The organism is Arachidicoccus sp. BS20, from assembly GCF_001659705.1.
Taxonomy (GTDB): domain Bacteria; phylum Bacteroidota; class Bacteroidia; order Chitinophagales; family Chitinophagaceae; genus Arachidicoccus.
The window spans coordinates 271,610-288,979 of record NZ_CP015971.1; the positions used below are offsets into that span (position 1 = coordinate 271,610).

Genomic DNA, 17,370 nt, shown 5'->3' on the forward strand with positions numbered 1-17,370 from the left:
AGCATAAATTAGTAAAACCACATAGACTCATAGTTTTATGCCTGTGATTCCATGTGGTTAAATTCAGATTGACGCTTGTGCAGAAATGACGAGCATAGATTTTAGTTGTTATTCAATCGCCACTAATTTTAAAGAATCTGGATTTTATATATCATTTGTTTGCGAACTTTGAAATCAATATTTTCAAATTCACAAATTCTCTCATTTTCAAATTAATTCAATGCCCCTTTTCCGCGACCTGCTCGATATGATTTATCCGCGTTATTGCGTGGGCTGCGATGCATTGCTGGAAAATGAAGAAGTGCTTTGCGTAGAATGCATGGATGAATTACCCTACACAGATTTTTTCCAAACGGATGATAATCCTGTAAAAGAAATTTTCTTCGGAAGAATAAAGGTCGAACACGCGGGAAGTTTACTGTTTTATGAAAAAGATTCCTTAGTACAGCGGTTGATTTTTGATTTGAAATATAAAAGCAATAAAAACGCCGGAACGCTGCTGGGCGCTTTGTTGGCAAATAATCTTCGACATTTAGACTGGCTCAAAGAAATTGACATGATTCTGCCTTTGCCGTTGCACAAAAAACGCGAGCAGCAGCGCGGATACAACCAGGCAATTATAATAGGCGAGCAACTGTCGGAAGAATTAGAAATTCCGATGAACACAAAAGTGCTTGAACGTACTGTTCACACCGAAACACAAACACATAAAACACGCGAACTGCGTTGGCAATCGATGCAGCATATTTTTAAGACCAAAGATAATAATATTTTACAGGGAAAACACGTTTTACTAATCGATGATGTTTTGACAACCGGTGCAACACTTGAAGTTTGCGGCAGCGAAATTTTGAAAGTACAAGATACAAAGCTGAGTATCGCAACTGCGGCGTATGCAATTGAATAAAATGAGAGTATGTTTACGTGTCATTGTAGCCTTTGCTGTAATCCCAAAAAATAAACGAATGAAAAAATATATCATGCTGTTTTGTTTGAGCTGCTTGTTATTGGCGGCTTGCGACAAACAAAATTTCTCATCAAGTCCTGATGCATATTTGTATGTACAATTGCCGTTCGGCGGTGATACGCTTTCATTCGATACGGTATTTACTTCGGTTGGTTCTGTTACGCAGCGGTTCAAAATTTTTAACCCTAATAAAGAAGGTATTCATATTGATGAAATAAAGTTATCGGGTGGAAGCAATTCTTATTTTAAAATCAATGTAAACGGAAATGCCGGAACAGATTTTCAAAATATCGATTTGGCAGGCGGCGACAGCCTGTATGTGTTTGTTGCCGTGAACATTAATCCGAATGATGTATCCAATCCTTTTGTGGTTAGCGATAGTATTGGTTATTCCTACAACGGACATCAGCAATTTGTCCAGTTGCAGGCTTACGGACAGAATGCTGTTTTTATGAATGCACAAACAATCAATCACGATACTGTCTGGAAAAATAAATTACCGATTGTCCTGCTTGGAAATACCACGGTTGTAAGTAATACAACACTGACGATTGAGAAGGGAACGAAAATTTATTGCCATGCAAACACCATCTTTGAAGTGGACGGCAAATTAATTGCCAACGGAGAACGTGATACGGCAAGCAGAATTGTATTTACCAATGACAGGCTTGATTATAATTATAATGAAATGACCAACCAGTGGCGCGGCATTAATTTTGGTGCGTCAAGCAAAGGGAATGTGTTGAACAATGTGACCGTTAAGAATGCTTTTGTTGGCATTGCTGATACAATGAAAGCTTCCCCTGAATCCATATCACGACTGATTTTAAACGGATGTATATTAACCAATCATGATTATGCGGCTTTGTACTTGCGTAACTCCAACGTAAGCGCGACAAACTGTTTGATTACAAATTCAAATGTTCAGGTTGTATTGGAAAATGGTGGCAGCTATTCTTTCAACTATTGCACACTTGCCGGTTATGGCAATGATTATGTAATTCATAATAATCCTTCTTTGGTTATTGAGAATAATGCTGAAACCGCCGCTGCATCTGTATTGCAGGCGACTTTTATTAACTGTATCATTTACGGCGATGATAACCAGGCTGATGAAATTAAAACAGATGAACAGGGTGGGGCAAACTTTTCTTTAAAATTCGGATATGGTTTGTATAAGGCAGGTTCGACTCTTTCGGGGATTACTTTTTCTAACAGTATTCAGAATGCCGACCCGCAATTTTTGAATATCGATAACCAAAAAAATGAATACGATTTTCGTTTGCAATCAACTTCGCCCGCCATAGGTACAGCCGCACCAAATGCAGTAAAGACGGACATTTTGGGACAACAGCGCGATGTACAAAAAACGACAGTCGGTTGCTATGAATTTAAAAATTAGAATGATAATTTACTCCCAACTCTTTATAGATTTATACAAACGCGATATAAATAAAGGCAATAAAGGGCTTTAAGGTTTTAAGAATTGCATAACTTTTTATTGCTTTAATTTTGGAGAAACAAAATCCATTTCACAAATGAAAAAATTATTTCTCTTCGGAGTTGTGCTTATTACATTAATAAGCCTCTCTTCATTTACAAAAATAACGGTTATGCACGGACACAAAAAATCGATTTACGATTTTAAAATTGAATCGCTCGATGGCGGAAAAATTGATTTTTCAAAGTTTAAAGGCAAGTATATTTTGGTGGTAAACACTGCATCGCATTGCGGTTTTACGCCGCAGTACAAAGGCTTGGAACAGTTGTATAAAGATTATGGAAACAAGCTCGTGATTGTAGGTTTTCCATCCGCAGATTTTGCCGACCAGGAGTTTCACGATAACGATTCCATCAGCGCTTTTTGTCAGAAAAATTACGGCGTTACTTTCCCTTTGACCACGCGCGTTGATGTGAAAGGAAAAAACATTACGCCTGTGTTTGCATACTTGACACAGAAGTCTGAAAACGGTGTTTTAGATGCAACCATCAGTTGGAACTTCAACAAATTTTTGATTGACCCGAAAGGCAATTTGTTGCAGCATTTCGATTCAAAAGTTACACCTGAAAGCGATGAGATTGTACATTATTTGAAATGATTTTTTTAGAATGATTATTTAAAACTAATTATTTAGTTTTTATTTTTCTTTCTTTGTAATTAAATTAATTATTTAGTTGCTAAAAATTTAAAATAATTTTTCATACGCTGAAATCCTCACTACAAGGGAGTTTCAGCGTTTTTTCTTTGGAATTGAAAATATGATTTGAAAAAATTTTTCTAAAAAAATTTGGAAACTTCAAAAAAATAATTTCATCTTTGCCCTGCAAAAGAAAAAATTTCATCACTCATCATGCAACGCAAGTCGCTACATAAAGAATTGGCATATTGGTTTAGTCCGATGACGGATTATTCCTATTGCGGGGCATATTGTGCTGTTGAGTAAAGTTGAAAAAACTTAGTTCAATCATATTAGAAGCCTCGCATTTTTGCGAGGCTTTTTTATTTTTACATGAAAGAAAATATTATAAAAAAAATAATGCAACAACAGAAACGACATACACGATTTACGATGTGCATTGAGTCGACTTTATCAGTGCAAAGCCTTTGGTGTGCGCCGTTGTGCAGAAGTATTGTGTGCATAGAAAAGTATGATGGTAATTGCATTCATCCGCGACCGGAAGATATCCGTACATAGAACAATCATGTTTTATGGAAACAGAGAAAACCGGTCGCAAAAAACGACCGGTTTTTTTATGCTCAAAAAAATGAAAAAAGGAGGAACAAAATATGAACAACAATTTTTTGATTAAGACATTGGTAAAACATTTTGGCGAAGCCAGAACCATTAAAATGCTGAATTTGATGCAGAGGAGAAGCATCAACAAAAAAGCGAAAAGATACAGGGCGGAATTGCGACTTGAATAAATTTTTATAAGAATTTTTCTTTTGTAGTGACACATGATGAAAGGCGGCAAGGTATCGACCCTTGCTGCACATATTGTTGGGTGGTGCAATGGCAAGCATATCAGTTTTTGACACTGACGATATTGGTTCGAGTCCAATCTCAACAACAAAAAATGTTGGCTTTAGCTTATGTGGTAAAGCGCCACTCTGTGAAAGTGAGGAACAGGGTTCAAATCCCGAAGTCAACCGATAAAATTGGCTTATAGTTTAACGGATAAAAATACTGCGCTACGAACGCAGAGATGAAAGTTCGAATCTTTCTAAGCCGGCGAAATTGGCTTGTAGCTCAATGGTAAGAGCAGTTGCCTTATACGCAAAAGGTTAGCAGTTCAAATCTGCTCAAGCCAACAAAACAGATGGATAGTTTAAGGGAAAAATATCCTGCCTCTAATGGGAAGATGAAAGTTCGAGTCTTTCTTCATCTGCAAAATTGTGGTTTGGAGTAACGGCAACTCGAAGGTCTCATAAGCCTTAGATGCAAGTTCGAATCTTGCAGCCGCAACAAATATGATGGCTTAGCTCAATTGGTTAAGAGCAGTATCCTGATACGATACAGGTTGAAAGTTCAAGTCTTTCAGTCATCACTATTGCGACTCAATTCAAAGGAAGAAATTCATCCTTACATGGTGAAAGTTGTTGGTTCGAATCCGACAGTCGCAACGCAACATTGGTCCGTAGCTCAAATGGTAGCAGCGCTTGACTTTTAATCAAGAGGATATGAGTTCAAATCTCATCGGACCAACAAAAAGGATGAATAGCTCAACGGCAGAGCAGCGCTTTGTTAAAGCGTTGGTTGAAAGTTCAAATCTTTCTTTATCCGCAAAGTGTCGTGCTGGCAGACATGGCGTATGCATTCGACTGCAAATCGAAAGAAAGAGGTTCGAGTCCTCTGCACGACTCAAAATGAAATAATGTGAGTGCGCCAACGCGGGAGAGTTGGACTTGTCTGTAAAACAAGTGCATTGCGCTGAATAAGTTCGAATCTTATCACTCACACAATGGAGAGTTGGCAGAGTGGTTAATTGCAATTGTCTGCTAAACAATTGTCGTTTATTCGGCGCAGTGGTTCGAATCCACTACTCTCCGCATGGCGCTTTGGCAGAGATGGTCTATGCACCGGACCGAAAATCCGGCAAAGAAGGTTCGAGTCCTTTGGGCGCCACTGCTAATGCGGGTTTGGTGCAATGGTAAGCATTTCAGTCTCCAAAACTGAAGATGAAAGTTCGAGTCTTTCAGCCCGTGCGACACATATTTTTAAATGAAGTATTATGCAACAATGGAGAAAATTCAACGGCGAAATTATTCCTCGACCGATTGAAGAAGAAATAAAACAAGCGTTGATGAAAGAACGCGATGCAGGCAACAAAATGCGTGTGTGCATTGGCACGGACAGCCAGGTAAAAAACAGGCGTGTGGAATTTGCTACCGTAATTGTTTTTGTGCGCGAAGGCAAAGGCGGTTTTATGTACATCCGCAACGAAACCGTGCAACGCAAAATGCCTGTAAAACAACGTATGCTGGAAGAGGTGCAACGCAGCATTGACGCTGCTTACAGCTTGTGCCAGCTGTTTATTGCTTTTAATGTAGAAATGGAGATTCATGCAGATATTAATACCAATCCGAACTTTAAAAGCAACACCGCATTAAAAGAAGCAATGGGTTATATTTGGGGAATGGGTTTTGCTTTCAAAGCCAAGCCGCACGCTTTTGCCAGTTCAAGTTGCGCCGATAAAATGGTGCATTAATAATAGGGAATATTGAAATTATTCTCCTAAGATTCGCTCTTGAAATGGGATAGATAGATTTTGCTGTGAATTGTTCTTTACAATCTTTGTTTAAGAGCAACCCAAGCGAATATGGGTTGCTCTTTTATTTTTTATAACTACTCATTTTTATCCACAATATCTCTTATCATTTTTCTTATCTCCAAACTCACGGCATTACTCTTCTTAGGAGTGGTAAATGTAAAAATAATACCCGCGATATGATGTTTTGAGTCTTGCCAGGGATGCGTGCCGAACAATCCCGGACTGCTGGTTTCCACTACATTTCCCGCGCTGTCCAGAACATCCATCCAGTTGCCGATACCATACCTTACCGGCGATACCTGCGGCGAAGTCAGCGGATTGGAAGGATAAGGCGTTGTCTGTATTTCCGCGCCGTGCGTTTCGTCCTGCTCCATCAGATTGACGGCATTTTCGCTTAATACGCGATTGTTGTTATACATTCCTTTATTGACTATCATTTCAAGAAAATGGATATAATCGTTTGCAGTTGTGGCTACACCGCCTGCCAGCAAGGGATTTTCCGTACTCATTTTTCTATAGTCCGCCTGCATGTCGCAAGGAATGCCTATTTTTTCATTGAACAATTCCTGCCACGATTTTCCCGATACAATTTCTGCTATTCGTCCGCCAATTTGCATACTCGTGCTTCCGTAATTAAAGGCAGCTCCGGGCGCATTTATTAATGGTTCATACACTGCGATAGAATCCACAACTTGTTCGAGTGAGAGGTCTTTTCGGTATTCATATTTTGATGATAAATCGTCTGCGCCGATGTCTCCTTCAAAGCCGGCAGTATGCGAAAACAACTGGCGTATAGTAATGTTGCCTTTATGGTATTGTGTGAATATGGGCAGATATTTGCCCACGGTATCATCCAATGATAATTTTCCTTCATCCACCAGCGACATGATGACTGCCCCCGACAACCATTTTGAGGCTGATGCAATAGGCAGTTTTCTGTCCGCCCTCAATCCTAACTGCTGCTTATAAATTAATTGTCCGTCCTGCATTACAAGCACGGCAACATGATTATTGTATGCAGGTAAATTATCGACAAGATATTGGTCAACGGAAGAAAAATCATACTTTCCTGTTGAGCCTGCGGGCGGTTTAAGTGTGTCATCTTTATTGCTACAAGAGGTTATCAATAAAGCCATATAAGAGATGTAAATAAGTATCCTATTCATTTTTTTTTTTGAGTGTTTTGTAAATTAATGTTTATGGAATGTATTTACTTTTTTCGTGCTTTGTAAGCTTCTTTCATTTTTTCTCTGTTGGCAGCTTTATTCTTCTCAAATGCCTGATATTGTTCGCTTGTAAGAATTTGTTTCAGTTGTTTATCCCTGTTATTAGCGATGGATTTCATCTTTTTGAGTTTGGCAAACCGTCCGCCGCCGGAAGATTGTAACGCTTGCAATTGACTGATAAAATTCTGGTTAATCGCATATACCTCGCTATATTGTTTATCGGTAAGGGAAAGTTCCGTTTTCATTTTATCCGTCAGCTTTTTCGTTGCTGTTGAATCTTGCTGGGCGAAAGTTTGAATGCCGATGAGCAGGCAAAATGAGAAAAGCAAATTTCTGAGGATGGTATTCTTTTTCATAAAAAAATTTAATTAATGAATGTTGAGAATTTAAGTTTATTGTTGATGTCTGTTGGCTCTGTTTACTTTAAAAGTATTGCGGCGATTTATTCTATTAGATTCAATAGTTTCATTTTTAACTGAGTTGTTTGTCTTGGCAGTATTTCGCCTGTTCTGAGCGTTTGCTTGATAAGTTGCCTTTACTTCGTCTTTGGACAATACACCGTCTGCAGTAGCCGCTTGTCTGTTATTTTTATTTGTCTGATAGGTTGCCACGTTATTATTATGAATGGCAATATTGGCGTTGTGAATATTTTGAGCATTCGCTTGCCTTTTCGCTTGTCTGTTGGCACGATTGGTTTTAAATGTTTGTGCGTTGGCAGAAATGCTTAACAATACTGCGGCGCCCATGCTTAAAATAATTGTTGTTTTCATTTTTTTTATTTTTTAAGATGAATGAATAAGAATAATTAATAAACCCTGCGTACAACTACTGTTCTTCTGCGCACAATTACCGGCGCAGGATGCACTATCACAGGACGTGCGACTACAACAGGATGTACGATTGGACGAACCACAACAGGTTTTGGTGCTACAACTACTGCGGGTTTTACCACAACCGCCGGACGAGGTGCAACTACTACGGGCGCAGGCAATGGAGTAGTTGCTACCACAGGTCCCATTTTAACTGCAACTCTTGGTGCAACTATAACAGGGCGATGAATGACTACAACAGTTTGCGCGTGAAGCCCGGTTGCTGCAATTAGCACGATTAAGGATAAGATTACTTTTTTCATTTTAAATAGCTTTTTATGATTAATAAATTAATGAACACAAATTTGACTATCTGTTTTCTATCGAGTTATTCAGCTGCCGCCGAAGCTGACAAACAAAGGGTTGAACTATCCTTTGTATTTCATTTTCCCTCTGAATAAATCTGCAAAGCCCTTGAACACAAGCACAAAAGGATTGTTGCTGATGAAGCCTGTGGTAATGCCATAACGAGGCTTTTCGGTTTCGGGCTGATAGGTTTTAAAAATCCTGTCCCAAATCATCAGCACACCGCCAAAGTTTTTATCTATATAAATAGGATTGCTGCCGTGATGAACTCTGTGAGCGGAAGGCGTATCAATAATGCCTTCTATTTTCCCAAGTTTACCAATCAATTCTGTGTGCATGAAGAACTGATACACCAAGTTCAACGCATAACTTCCTGCAATAAATTCCGGTGAAAATCCGATGAATGCCAACGGCAGAAAGAACACCGGACTTATCAATGCGCTGAACCAATTCAAGCGATAAGATACGCTCAGATTCATATACGGACTGCTGTGATGAATAAGATGAAACGCCCACATCGGTTTCCATACGTGCGAAACGCGATGAAACCAGTAATAGATAAAATCGGCAAGGACGAAACAACCAATGAACGACCCAATATTATTTTCAATACGAAAAACCGAATGACGGGATGCAATACTCAATACAAAAAGCTGGTAGCCTGCAAACACATACTTCGACAACTGGAAACCCGCGAAAATAAAGAGATTGGCAAAAGTGTCTTTAATGCCGTAAGCCTTTTTATCCTTACGCCAGCTCCAGATAATTTCAGCCGTAATCAATAATAAAAGAAAACCGTAAATGATAAATTTGTGAGAATGCCTTTCCACGATACTTTGTTTTTAAATGATAACACAAAGGTTGCGCAACTATTTAAAGACAAAAACAACAGAACCTGTGAGGCTGAAAAAACGAGGGTTGAAATTATTGATTCATCCACTCCTTAAATTCCGATGCGCGGGCTTTGCTGACCAAAACTTTTTCTTCGGGCGAAGGATTGATAACCAGCAACAATCTTCCGTTGAAATAAAATTCTACTTCTTTAATCGCGCTTCTTTGAACAATGTATTGCCTGTTGGCACGGAAGAAATTTTGCGGGTTTAACTGCTGTTGCAATTCTTCCAATGTGAAGTCCACAATCAGTTTGCGCTTGTCGTGCAGCACAGCGTGCGTTACTTCATTGGTCGTGTAGAAATAGGCAATATCATTGGTCGCAACCGGAATTAATTTTTCCCTGTAATGCACCAGAAAAGATTGCTTGTATTGCGTTTGTTTTAACTCTTTCAGCAAGTGACTAATATTTTCGTTTCCCTGCGAAGCATCAAATTTTGTAAGCGTTTTGAACTTGTTTAAAGCCACTTGCAAATCTTTTTTATCAAAAGGTTTAAGAATATAATCGATACCGTTGCTTTTAAAAGCGGCAAGTGCGTATTCGTCGTAAGCCGTTACAAAAATGACCGGCGCAGTAATTTTTGTTTTATTAAAAATATCGAAAGACAAGCCGTCACTCAAACGAATGTCCATAAAAACCAAATCGTAATTTCCGGTGTTTTCTTCAAACCATTTCGCCCCAAACTCAGTATTGGCAATAGTTTCCAGCAATTGCACTTTTTCGATTTCATTCAGCATGAAATGTAAGTTGCGTGCAATCGCAGGCTCGTCTTCAACAATTACAATGCGTATCATTTTTTCAACGGAAGTTTTACAGTAAAAAATGTATCTGTTTTTATAATGGTAATTTCTTCGTGCAACAATATGCGGAAGCGTTCGTTCAAATTTGTCAAGCCAATGCCCGTGCCGCTTTCCGGAAACGCTTTCGGTTGAAGATTGTTGGCAATAATTAATTCATCATTACCCACACTCATGGTTACGAGCAAAGGTTTTTCGTTGGTCGCAATGTTGTGCTTTAAAGCGTTTTCAATTAAAGGCAGTAAACTTGTTTGCGGCAATTGTTTGTTGTAAAAATTTTTCGGGATATTATTGATTAGCCGGAAAGAATTTTCCATGCGCATAGTCGTCAGTTCAATGTATGAATTTAGTTTTTCCAATTCTTCTCCAAGCGTTACCAAATGCTGATTTTTATTACTTAAAGAGTAACGGAAAATCTTTGATAAATGCGAAACAAAATCCTGTGCTTTTGCAGGATTTTCGCGTATTACAGCCGACAAACTGCTTAATGTGTTAAACAAAAAATGCGGGTTGATTTGCTGTTTCAAAATCTCCAGTTCCATCTGCGTATTGATGTTGCGCAGTTGTTCATTTTCTTTCTCTTTCTGTGCAGCATAATATAAAGCTGAAATGATTTTTAATTCAACAAGAATAAAAAACAAGGTAATTGTAAGGCGAAACAAATAACCGTTGAACCAAAAGAATTTACTATGTACAAACAAGCGGCTGATGCCGCCGCCAATAAACGTAAACAGCAATAAAAGCCCGATGTTGCTAAGCAAGAGAGCACCGTTTTTAAAGAGTGCAAGATTGCTTTTAAAGGAATGAATATATTTTTTATTGGCGTAAAAAATACTCATACAAAAGCCAAATTCAACAATCAATCGCACTACCCATTCGTTCCAATTAAAAGGAATTAAAATGCTGCGCAGGCTATTGCTTTGCTGCCGCAGCAATTGCGGTAAACACATGACAGCCGTGATAAAGAGCGCGCTGTACACAATTACTTTTAAAGTCAAAGGCTGCTTCATATTATAAAGTAAAGTTCCGTTATTTTGGTTGTATAACGGAAAAGAGGAACGGCAAAGCTGCAAAATAGGGGAGTGAAATGTTTACTGATTTTTATAACATACAGAATTATTATAGCCATGATATTTTTAAATGTTTCAACCATCTTTTAAAATCTTTAGACTTTATAACAAAAAAATATTTTTTGTTGCTACAAAACTGACGTTCGTACCGTACCTTTGTGGCGTCAATTACTTTACGAGTAACTAATAACGTGATATGAGTTTCAAGCAAGTCTTTATCTCGCCTGTCGGCAGAAAAATTACGATGGGTCTTACCGGAATTTTCTTAATTCTTTTTTTAATTGTACACGTTGGTTTGAATTTATGCGTTTTTGGCGGGGAAGATATGTTCAATTCCGCTGCGCATTTTATGGGTGGATTTTGGGTGCCGCGCGTGTTGGAAATCGGATTGTTCGTTTTTCTTTTAACACATATTGTTCAAGGGTTGATGTTGGAAATGAGCAATCGTGCAAAACGCGGTGTTGGTTACCGGGTAAATTACGGCAATCGCGGCAGCAAATGGTACAGCCGCAGTATGGGTTTGCTGGGGACAATTATCTTGTTGTTCCTGATTTTACACTTGTCGGATTTTTGGTTTCCCAATCGTATTCATCAGCATTTTTTATTGGACGGCGAAATTAACCTGTACGAAAAAATGCAAGATACTTTTAGTAATCTCGTAGTTGTTATAGCGTATATTATCGGATGTATTGCTTTGGCGTATCATTTGCTGCACGGCTTTCAAAGCGCGTTTCGTTCAATCGGTGTTTACAATAAAAAATGGCTCGCTTTGTTGAAGTGCATCGGGACAGGGTTTTCTATAATTGTTCCGTTGTTATTTGCTTTGATACCGGTAAGTTTTTATCTCGGCTGGATATAAAAAATAATTTGAAAATTTGAAAATGTGTTAATTTGAAAATTGATTTCATTTTTTCACTTTTAAATTTTTGAATGATGAGAAACGATAAAGAAAATGTGATTGTTGAGAAGACTATTAATTTTTCTCTTTCAATCATCAAATATTGCGAAGTTCTTGAACAAGACAGAAAATATGTAATTGCAAAACAGCTTTTGCGTTCCGCAACTTCAATCGGCGCCAATGTTTTGAAGCGCAAAATGCAGAAAGTAAAAATGACTTCATTCATAAGATGAAGATTGCGGCAAAAGAAGCAAGCGAAACATTGTATTGGTTGATTTTGTGTGAAAGGAGTGAGTCGTACAAATTTGATAAGCAACTTAGAAATGATTTAGAAGAAATCACAAGAATACTTTCTAAAAGTATTGCTTCATCAAAAACGGGAATTAAAAATTTTCTCTGGTTTCTTGGCTTTGCATTTTCAAATCTTCAAATCTTCAAATTGATTCATTGATATATGTTAGATTCAAAAATACCCGCAGGAAAGTTAGAAGATAAATGGACCGAATACAAAGGTCATTGCAAGCTCGTAAATCCTGCTAACAAGCGCAAACTTGAAGTAATTGTTGTTGGCACAGGACTCGCGGGAGCAAGCGCTGCTGCGGCTCTGGGCGAATTGGGTTATAAAGTAAAAGCATTTTGTTTTCAGGATAGTCCGCGCCGTGCGCACTCGATTGCGGCACAAGGCGGCATCAATGCGGCGAAGAATTATCAGAACGACGGCGACTCTACTTTTCGTCTTTTTTATGATACTATCAAAGGCGGCGACTACCGTTCGCGTGAAGCGAATGTTTATCGTCTCGCAGAAGTAAGTGCCAATATTATTGACCAATGCGTGGCGCAGGGCGTGCCTTTTGCACGCGAATATGGTGGACTTTTAAGCAACCGTTCTTTCGGCGGTGTGCAGGTGCAACGCACTTTTTATGCTGCGGGACAAACAGGACAGCAACTTTTGTTAGGTGCATACAGCGCATTGGAAAGGCAAGTGGCTTTAGGCACCGTAAAAGTTTACGACCGACATGAAATGTTGGACGTAGTAAAGATAGACGGCAAAGCGCGCGGCATCATTGCACGTGATTTGATTTCGGGAAAATTGGAAAGACATTTCGGTCATGCCGTGTTGATTTGCAGCGGTGGTTACGGCAACGTTTTTTATCTTTCCACCAACGCGATGGGCAGCAATGTAACCGCTGCTTGGAAAGCGCACAAGCAAGGCGCATACTTTGGCAATCCTTGTTATACACAAATTCATCCGACTTGTATTCCTGTTTCCGGCGACCATCAAAGTAAGCTGACTTTGATGAGTGAGAGCTTGAGAAATGATGGAAGAATCTGGGTGCCGAAACAAAAAAATGATACGCGGAAACCAAGCGATATTCCAGAAGATGAAAGAGATTATTATTTGGAAAGACGTTATCCTGCATTCGGCAATCTTGTGCCGCGCGACGTGGCTTCACGCGCTGCGAAAGAGCGATGCGATGCTGGTTATGGCGTAGGAACATCGAAGCAAGCGGTGTATCTGGATTTTGCGGAAGCCATTACTCGTTACGGAAAAACGGAGTGCAACAAACACGGTATCGAAAATCCTTCGGCGGAAGAAATCCGTCATCACGGGTTGGAAGTGGTAAAAGAAAAATACGGTAATCTTTTTGATATGTACGCTAAGATTACGGGCGAAAATCCTTACGAAGTGCCGATGCGTATTTATCCTGCGGTGCATTACACAATGGGCGGGCTTTGGGTAGATTATGAGCTGATGACTTCCGTGAAAGGCTTGTATTGCTTGGGCGAAGCCAATTTCAGCGACCATGGCGCAAACCGCCTCGGTGCGAGCGCTTTAATGCAAGGTTTGGCAGACGGATACTTTGTGATTCCTTATACTTTAGGGAATTATTTGGCAGATGAAATTTATAGCGCAGCTATTCCCACAACGCACGAAGCATTTGCTCAAGCCGAGCAAAATGTTGCGGAAAGATTGGAGAAACTGATGAGCATTCAGGGCAGCGAAACGGTGGAAAGCCTACACAAACGCCTCGGAAAAATCATGTGGGAAAAATGTGGCATGGCGCGCAACGAACAAGGTTTGAAAGAAGCGATTGAAGAAATACGCGCGTTGAAAAAAGAGTTTTGGAGCAACGTAAAAATTCCGGGAAGCATCAATGAATTTAACACGGAATTGGATAAAGCCGGTCGCGTTGCAGACTTTATTGAATTGGGCGAATTAATGTGTTTGGATGCTTTGAACCGTGCAGAAAGTTGCGGCGGACATTTCCGCGAAGAATCGCAAACGCCCGACGGCGAAGCCCTGCGCCACGACGATGAATTTATGTATGTGTCCGCATGGGAATATAAAGGGCACAACGGTAATAATATCGAATGGGAATTGCACAAAGAAGAACTAAATTACGAAGTGATTAAACCGACACAGAGGAATTATAAGTAATTTGAAAATTTGAGAATGTGTTAATTTGAAAATGATTTTTCAAGTTATCCAAGTTCATTGGTTCTGCATTTTCAAATCTTCAAATTTTCAAATTAAGAAATTACAGTTATGCAACACTATACAATGAATCTGACATTAAAAGTTTGGCGTCAGAAGAATGCAAATACACAGGGCGATTTCCAGACATACAAGGTCGAAAACATTTCTTCCGAAATGTCTTTCCTTGAAATGTTTGACGTACTGAATGAAAGATTAATTTCGGAAGGACAAGAACCGATTGCATTTGACCACGACTGCCGCGAAGGTATTTGCGGAATGTGTTCAATGGTTATCGATGGAAAGCCGCACGGTCCCTGGGCGCAGAACACAACTTGCCAGTTGCACATGAGAGCGTTCAAAGACGGCGATACGATTGTTGTAGAACCTTGGCGTGCAAAGGCTTTTCCGGTGGTTAAAGATTTGGTGGTGGACAGAACTTCGTTCGACAGAATTATTCAGGCTGGCGGATATGTTTCCGTGAATACAGGTAACGCGCAGGATGCCAACAATTTGCCGATTGAGAAAAAAGCCGCTGATGAAGCGTTTGCTGCTGCGGCTTGCATTGGTTGTGGTGCGTGCGTTGCAGCTTGTAAAAACAGTTCTGCTTTATTATTCACGAGCGCAAAAGTTTCGCAGTTGTCTTTGTTGCCGCAGGGCGCGCCCGAACGCAAAACGCGCGTACTTGATATGGTTGCTCAAATGGAAAAAGAAGGCTTTGGTGCTTGTACGTCCACAGGAGCGTGTGAAGCAACCTGCCCGAAAGGAATTTCCATTACCAATATTGCAAGGCTTAACAAAGAATATTTGTGGGCAAGTTTGACGGCGGAATAAAAAATTTACATAAGAGAGAAAAGGTCGCATTCATTGTGCGACCTTTTTATTTTTTTCAAAAAATACAATTTCTAAAAAGGTATAGTTTTTGCCACCGGATAGTTTGTTACATTTGTAAAGAATAAAACGGTCTTACCTATGAAACTGAAATATTTTTCCCTTGCAGTTATTTCTTCAATAACAATCATGAGTTGCGCTACCAACGCCATTACGGGACGCAAACAATTAAGCCTTGTCTCCGACGGCGAAATGGAATCTATGGCACTTACGCAATACAAAGATTTCTTGAATGAGAATAAAGTTGTTCCTGCAACTACTGCCGATGCGACAATGGTTAAAAGAGTTGGGCAACGCATTGCTGTCGCTATTACAAAATATTATGCTTCCAAAGGGCAGAGCAACGCGCTGAATGGATATAAGTGGGAATTTAATTTAGTGCAAAGCAAAGAAGTAAATGCCTGGTGTATGCCCGGCGGAAAAGTGGTTGTTTATACAGGATTACTTCCTGTAACAAAAGATGAAGCGTCATTGGCAATTGTACTGGGGCATGAGATTACGCACGCAGTTGCAGGACACGGAAAAGAAAGATACAGTCAGGAATTATTGGCGCAAGGATTACAATCAGTTGGCGGTGCGGCTTTAGGTACAAATCCGAAGGCGGTATCTATTTTTAATTCGGTATATGCGCCGAGCGCGCAGGTGGGTGTGTTGTTGCCCAATTCGAGAAAGCAGGAATTAGAAGCCGACCATTACGGATTAATCTTCGCGGCAATGGCTGGTTACGACCCGCGCGTGGCTGTTCCCTTTTGGCAAAGAATGGCTGCTCTGGGAGCAAACGGACAGAAACCGCCCGCCATGCTGAGCGACCATCCGAGTGACGCACAGCGTATTGCAGCCATTCAGCAATTGATGCCGGAGGCGTTAAAATATTATCAGGGGAATAAATAGAATATGAAATATTTTTTTATTATTATCTTTTTATAGAGTTCAATATTAGTTCGAGGTCAAGAAAATTATTTCTCAATTAAAAAAATTGATTCTATCGTAAAGATTATTGATACAACATCAATCTTTGAAAGTTTGATTGCTGATGGCGGCATCCAATGAGAAAAAAATTATATAGAAAGACATAATAGAAAAGAAAACGAGAATAAAATCATTGCAAGCGGAAAATATTATTTCCGGAATAATACCTTGATTTATAAAGAAGAAAAAGGAACTCCAACAAAAAAGCCTGAAGCATTTTTGCAACAGGCTCAATTTTTTATAAAGAATTTAAACCAATAAAAATCTTTATGCTTTGGATATAATATGCACATCCTGTTGTGGAAACGGAATAGAAATGCCTGCGTTGTCAAGTGCTTCTTTACATGATATAATCAATTGCTCGCGCATTTTCCAGAAGTTTTCTGTGGTAGTGCTTACCCTTATGGAAAGGTTTACGGCGCTGTCGCCGAGTGTTGTTACGACTATTTCCGGTGCGGGTTCTTTGAACGCATATTCATTTTTCGAAACAGTTTCCAGCAAAAGCTCTTTAGCAGTTCGCAGATTGGCATCGTAGGCGACGCCAATATCAATCCATGTGCGACGCGTGCCAAGCACAGAATAATTAATAATGCTGCTGTTGGAAAGTCCGCCGTTGGGAACTACTACAAGCTGGTTTTGCGGCGTGATTAATTTAGTGTTGAAAATATCAATTTCCTTAACTGTTCCCGCTTCGCCGCTTTTACTCTCGATGTAATCGCCCACGCGAAAAGGCTTTAACGTGAGAATTAAAACACCACCGGCAAAATTGGAAAGAGAACCTTGTAAAGATAAACCTATGGCTAAACCTGCCGCACCGATGGCTGCCACAAACGCCGACGTTTGTATTCCGAGTTGCGTAATTACAATAACGAACAAAAGAATGTTGAGCGTCCAACGGATAAGATTGGTCAAAAATTTGCGCAGCGATACTTCTACATTGCTTTTTTCAAAAGCTTTTTGCAGCACTTTCATAATACCTTTTATCAACCATGAGCCAACGAAATAAATGATGATGCTGGAAATAAGCGCGCCTGCAATTTTGGGCAGCCATACCGAAACTGCCGACGAGAATTTACTCCAGTAACTTTCTATATTTGTGGGATTAATGTCTTTGGGATTTAAAACTTGCGAAATAGATGAAAATATGTACATAACTAAAAATATAGATTGCGGACAAAGGTACAGTTTATGAAATAGCCGTCAAACGCACTCGGACATACTTAACGTTATTTTTAA

19 protein-coding genes and 11 tRNA genes are annotated in these 17,370 nt (G+C 39.6%); 22 read left to right on the forward strand and 8 right to left on the reverse strand.

The genetic code is table 11. The features are described 5' to 3' along the window. Window positions 1–220: 220 nt before the first annotated feature. The 16 genes from A9P82_RS01210 to A9P82_RS01275 all read left to right on the forward strand — a co-directional run bounded on the left by A9P82_RS01210 (window position 221) and on the right by A9P82_RS01275 (window position 5,677). Window positions 221–907: a ComF family protein gene (locus tag A9P82_RS01210; RefSeq protein WP_066203282.1), complete on the forward strand. Its 687-nt coding sequence runs from the start codon at window positions 221–223 to the stop codon at window positions 905–907. A 58-nt stretch (window positions 908–965) separates the two neighbouring features. Then, on the forward strand, window positions 966–2,369 hold the full coding sequence (locus tag A9P82_RS01215) for a hypothetical protein (protein WP_066203283.1): 1,404 nt from the start codon (window positions 966–968) through the stop codon (window positions 2,367–2,369). Between the two features lie 211 nt (window positions 2,370–2,580). After that, on the forward strand, window positions 2,581–3,066 hold the full coding sequence (locus tag A9P82_RS01220; RefSeq protein WP_197492204.1) for a glutathione peroxidase: 486 nt from the start codon (window positions 2,581–2,583) through the stop codon (window positions 3,064–3,066). Between the two features lie 689 nt (window positions 3,067–3,755). Next, window positions 3,756–3,893, forward strand: a complete 138-nt coding sequence (locus tag A9P82_RS15340; protein WP_156522575.1) for a hypothetical protein — start codon at window positions 3,756–3,758, stop codon at window positions 3,891–3,893. A 74-nt stretch (window positions 3,894–3,967) separates the two neighbouring features. Continuing rightward, window positions 3,968–4,039, forward strand: a tRNA-Gln gene (locus A9P82_RS01225). 9 nt (window positions 4,040–4,048) lie between these two features. Further along, a tRNA-His gene (locus tag A9P82_RS15345) sits at window positions 4,049–4,119 on the forward strand. Window positions 4,120–4,128: 9 nt separating this feature from the next. Beyond that, a tRNA-Arg gene (locus A9P82_RS01230) sits at window positions 4,129–4,201 on the forward strand. A gap of 6 nt (window positions 4,202–4,207) precedes the next feature. After that, window positions 4,208–4,280, forward strand: a tRNA-Ile gene (locus tag A9P82_RS01235). Between the two features lie 83 nt (window positions 4,281–4,363). Next, window positions 4,364–4,434 (forward strand) — tRNA-Met (locus A9P82_RS01240). 7 nt (window positions 4,435–4,441) lie between these two features. Next, window positions 4,442–4,516, forward strand: a tRNA-Ile gene (locus tag A9P82_RS01245). Window positions 4,517–4,600: 84 nt separating this feature from the next. After that, window positions 4,601–4,674 (forward strand) — tRNA-Lys (locus tag A9P82_RS01250). 6 nt (window positions 4,675–4,680) lie between these two features. Continuing rightward, a tRNA-Asn gene (locus A9P82_RS01255) sits at window positions 4,681–4,752 on the forward strand. Between the two features lie 180 nt (window positions 4,753–4,932). Then, window positions 4,933–5,018 (forward strand) — tRNA-Ser (locus A9P82_RS01260). A gap of 3 nt (window positions 5,019–5,021) precedes the next feature. Then, window positions 5,022–5,094: transfer RNA gene (locus tag A9P82_RS01265), tRNA-Phe, on the forward strand. A gap of 8 nt (window positions 5,095–5,102) precedes the next feature. Continuing rightward, a tRNA-Trp gene (locus A9P82_RS01270) sits at window positions 5,103–5,174 on the forward strand. Between the two features lie 26 nt (window positions 5,175–5,200). Continuing rightward, window positions 5,201–5,677, forward strand: coding sequence for a ribonuclease H-like YkuK family protein (locus A9P82_RS01275; protein WP_066203290.1), 477 nt, complete (start codon window positions 5,201–5,203; stop codon window positions 5,675–5,677). A gap of 137 nt (window positions 5,678–5,814) precedes the next feature. On the opposite strand, the gene A9P82_RS01280 is transcribed toward A9P82_RS01275, so the two are convergent. From A9P82_RS01280 to A9P82_RS01310, 7 genes are all read right to left on the reverse strand, one after another. Then, window positions 5,815–6,906, reverse strand: coding sequence for a serine hydrolase domain-containing protein (locus A9P82_RS01280; RefSeq protein WP_082915157.1), 1,092 nt, complete (start codon window positions 6,904–6,906; stop codon window positions 5,815–5,817). A gap of 44 nt (window positions 6,907–6,950) precedes the next feature. Beyond that, complete coding sequence (locus tag A9P82_RS01285) at window positions 6,951–7,322, reverse strand: hypothetical protein (protein WP_066203296.1); 372 nt, start codon at window positions 7,320–7,322, stop codon at window positions 6,951–6,953. Between the two features lie 36 nt (window positions 7,323–7,358). Next, the gene (locus A9P82_RS01290; protein ID WP_066203301.1) at window positions 7,359–7,736 is read right to left on the reverse strand and encodes a hypothetical protein; all 378 of its coding nucleotides are present in this window, start codon (window positions 7,734–7,736) and stop codon (window positions 7,359–7,361) included. Between the two features lie 35 nt (window positions 7,737–7,771). Further along, entirely contained in the window at window positions 7,772–8,098 is a 327-nt protein-coding gene (locus A9P82_RS01295) for a hypothetical protein (protein WP_066203307.1), read from the reverse strand. A gap of 105 nt (window positions 8,099–8,203) precedes the next feature. Next, window positions 8,204–8,971: a sterol desaturase family protein gene (locus A9P82_RS01300; protein WP_066203310.1), complete on the reverse strand. Its 768-nt coding sequence runs from the start codon at window positions 8,969–8,971 to the stop codon at window positions 8,204–8,206. Window positions 8,972–9,065: 94 nt separating this feature from the next. Continuing rightward, window positions 9,066–9,827: a LytR/AlgR family response regulator transcription factor gene (locus tag A9P82_RS01305; protein ID WP_066203313.1), complete on the reverse strand. Its 762-nt coding sequence runs from the start codon at window positions 9,825–9,827 to the stop codon at window positions 9,066–9,068. Continuing rightward, window positions 9,824–10,840: a sensor histidine kinase gene (locus tag A9P82_RS01310; RefSeq protein ID WP_066203316.1), complete on the reverse strand. Its 1,017-nt coding sequence runs from the start codon at window positions 10,838–10,840 to the stop codon at window positions 9,824–9,826. The genes A9P82_RS01305 and A9P82_RS01310 overlap by 4 nt, the downstream gene beginning before the upstream one ends. Window positions 10,841–11,096: 256 nt before the next feature. On the opposite strand from A9P82_RS01310, the gene A9P82_RS01315 reads away from it, so the two are divergent. The 6 genes from A9P82_RS01315 (at window position 11,097) to A9P82_RS01335 (ending at window position 16,056) form a co-directional block, all read left to right on the forward strand. Further along, window positions 11,097–11,759 (forward strand): succinate dehydrogenase cytochrome b subunit, encoded by a 663-nt coding sequence (locus tag A9P82_RS01315; protein WP_066203319.1) that lies wholly within the window; start codon window positions 11,097–11,099, stop codon window positions 11,757–11,759. Window positions 11,760–11,830: 71 nt separating this feature from the next. Then, window positions 11,831–12,031, forward strand: coding sequence for a four helix bundle protein (locus A9P82_RS15745; RefSeq protein ID WP_255364015.1), 201 nt, complete (start codon window positions 11,831–11,833; stop codon window positions 12,029–12,031). Then, entirely contained in the window at window positions 12,028–12,249 is a 222-nt protein-coding gene (locus A9P82_RS15750) for a four helix bundle protein (protein ID WP_255364016.1), read from the forward strand. Before A9P82_RS15745 ends, A9P82_RS15750 begins: the two co-directional genes overlap by 4 nt. A 3-nt stretch (window positions 12,250–12,252) precedes the next feature. After that, on the forward strand, window positions 12,253–14,238 hold the full coding sequence (locus tag A9P82_RS01325; protein ID WP_066203326.1) for a fumarate reductase/succinate dehydrogenase flavoprotein subunit: 1,986 nt from the start codon (window positions 12,253–12,255) through the stop codon (window positions 14,236–14,238). A gap of 108 nt (window positions 14,239–14,346) precedes the next feature. Next, window positions 14,347–15,108, forward strand: coding sequence for a succinate dehydrogenase/fumarate reductase iron-sulfur subunit (locus tag A9P82_RS01330; RefSeq protein ID WP_066203335.1), 762 nt, complete (start codon window positions 14,347–14,349; stop codon window positions 15,106–15,108). Window positions 15,109–15,246: 138 nt separating this feature from the next. Next, window positions 15,247–16,056, forward strand: coding sequence for a M48 family metallopeptidase (locus A9P82_RS01335; protein ID WP_066203338.1), 810 nt, complete (start codon window positions 15,247–15,249; stop codon window positions 16,054–16,056). A gap of 345 nt (window positions 16,057–16,401) precedes the next feature. On the opposite strand, the gene A9P82_RS01340 is transcribed toward A9P82_RS01335, so the two are convergent. Further along, window positions 16,402–17,286: a mechanosensitive ion channel family protein gene (locus A9P82_RS01340; protein WP_066203341.1), complete on the reverse strand. Its 885-nt coding sequence runs from the start codon at window positions 17,284–17,286 to the stop codon at window positions 16,402–16,404. Window positions 17,287–17,370 lie beyond the last annotated feature (84 nt).

Bases quoted from the DNA above. Each gene is read 5' to 3' on its own strand.
- A9P82_RS01210 (WP_066203282.1), top strand. From the start codon at position 221: ATGCCCCTTTTCCGCGACCTGCTCGATATGATTTATCCGCGTTATTGC.
- A9P82_RS01215 (WP_066203283.1), top strand. From the start codon at position 966: ATGAAAAAATATATCATGCTGTTTTGTTTGAGCTGCTTGTTATTGGCG.
- A9P82_RS01220 (WP_197492204.1), top strand. From the start codon at position 2,581: ATGCACGGACACAAAAAATCGATTTACGATTTTAAAATTGAATCGCTC.
- A9P82_RS15340 (WP_156522575.1), top strand. From the start codon at position 3,756: ATGAACAACAATTTTTTGATTAAGACATTGGTAAAACATTTTGGCGAA.
- A9P82_RS01275 (WP_066203290.1), top strand. From the start codon at position 5,201: ATGCAACAATGGAGAAAATTCAACGGCGAAATTATTCCTCGACCGATT.
- A9P82_RS01280 (WP_082915157.1), bottom strand. From the start codon at position 6,906: ATGAATAGGATACTTATTTACATCTCTTATATGGCTTTATTGATAACC.
- A9P82_RS01285 (WP_066203296.1), bottom strand. From the start codon at position 7,322: ATGAAAAAGAATACCATCCTCAGAAATTTGCTTTTCTCATTTTGCCTG.
- A9P82_RS01290 (WP_066203301.1), bottom strand. From the start codon at position 7,736: ATGAAAACAACAATTATTTTAAGCATGGGCGCCGCAGTATTGTTAAGC.
- A9P82_RS01295 (WP_066203307.1), bottom strand. From the start codon at position 8,098: ATGAAAAAAGTAATCTTATCCTTAATCGTGCTAATTGCAGCAACCGGG.
- A9P82_RS01305 (WP_066203313.1), bottom strand. From the start codon at position 9,827: ATGATACGCATTGTAATTGTTGAAGACGAGCCTGCGATTGCACGCAAC.
- A9P82_RS01310 (WP_066203316.1), bottom strand. From the start codon at position 10,840: ATGAAGCAGCCTTTGACTTTAAAAGTAATTGTGTACAGCGCGCTCTTT.
- A9P82_RS01315 (WP_066203319.1), top strand. From the start codon at position 11,097: ATGAGTTTCAAGCAAGTCTTTATCTCGCCTGTCGGCAGAAAAATTACG.
- A9P82_RS15745 (WP_255364015.1), top strand. From the start codon at position 11,831: ATGATGAGAAACGATAAAGAAAATGTGATTGTTGAGAAGACTATTAAT.
- A9P82_RS15750 (WP_255364016.1), top strand. From the start codon at position 12,028: ATGAAGATTGCGGCAAAAGAAGCAAGCGAAACATTGTATTGGTTGATT.
- A9P82_RS01325 (WP_066203326.1), top strand. From the start codon at position 12,253: ATGTTAGATTCAAAAATACCCGCAGGAAAGTTAGAAGATAAATGGACC.
- A9P82_RS01330 (WP_066203335.1), top strand. From the start codon at position 14,347: ATGCAACACTATACAATGAATCTGACATTAAAAGTTTGGCGTCAGAAG.
- A9P82_RS01335 (WP_066203338.1), top strand. From the start codon at position 15,247: ATGAAACTGAAATATTTTTCCCTTGCAGTTATTTCTTCAATAACAATC.
- A9P82_RS01340 (WP_066203341.1), bottom strand. From the start codon at position 17,286: ATGTACATATTTTCATCTATTTCGCAAGTTTTAAATCCCAAAGACATT.